The organism is Halorhodospira sp. M38, from assembly GCF_022227985.1.
GTDB lineage: Bacteria > Pseudomonadota > Gammaproteobacteria > Nitrococcales > Halorhodospiraceae > Halorhodospira > Halorhodospira halophila_A.
The window spans coordinates 1-724 of sequence record NZ_JAJNQP010000083.1 but is presented as its reverse complement, the minus strand read 5'-3'; the positions used below and the strand labels follow the sequence as shown (position 1 = coordinate 724).

1 protein-coding gene is annotated in these 724 nt (G+C 69.2%); it reads left to right on the top strand.

All coding sequences use genetic code 11. The features are described from left to right. Positions 1-724: IS21 family transposase (gene istA / locus LRA98_RS12875; protein WP_238634281.1), on the top strand; the 724-nt coding region annotated here is incomplete at both ends.

Genomic DNA, 724 nt, shown 5'->3' with positions numbered 1-724 from the left:
ACCTCCCGCCGGAGCCGGACTGGGAGCAGGTTGCCCGCGAGCTCACGCGCAAGGGCGTGACCCGCCACCAGCTCTGGCTTGAGTACCGCGAGCAGGAGCCGAAGGGCTACGGTTACTCGGCGTTTTGCGTCCACCTGCGCCGCCACCTGGGTCGAGAGCAGCCGAGCATGGCGCAGGTCCATACCGCCGGCGAGGCGCTCTACGTCGACTACGCGGGCATGACCGTCCCGATCCATGATGGCGAGACCGGTGAGCAGCTGCCGGCGCAGGTCTTTGTCGCCGTGCTCGGCTGCTCGCAACTGGTCTACGCCGAGGCGTCGGCGACTCAGGGCAGCAGCGACTGGCTCAACGCCCACATCCGTGCGCTGACCTACATCGGCGGTGTGCCCGAGTGCATCGTCCCGGACAATCTCAAAAGCGCCGTGCAGCGCCCCCACCGCTACGATCCGCAGCTCAACCGCGCCTACGCCGAGCTCGCCGCGGCCTACGGCTTCGCCGTGGTCCCGGCGCGGGTGCGCGCCCCGAAGGATAAGGCGCTGGCCGAGAACGCCGTGCTGATTGTCGAGCGAGAGATCCTCGCACCCATGCGCGATCGGCGCTTCTTCAGCCTGGCGGAGGCCAATGCGGCGATCCGCGAGCGGCTCGATGCGCTGAATGAGCGGCCTTTCTCGCGCCGTGCCGGCAGTCGCCGGCAGCGTTTCGAGGAACTCGAGCGCCCGGCACT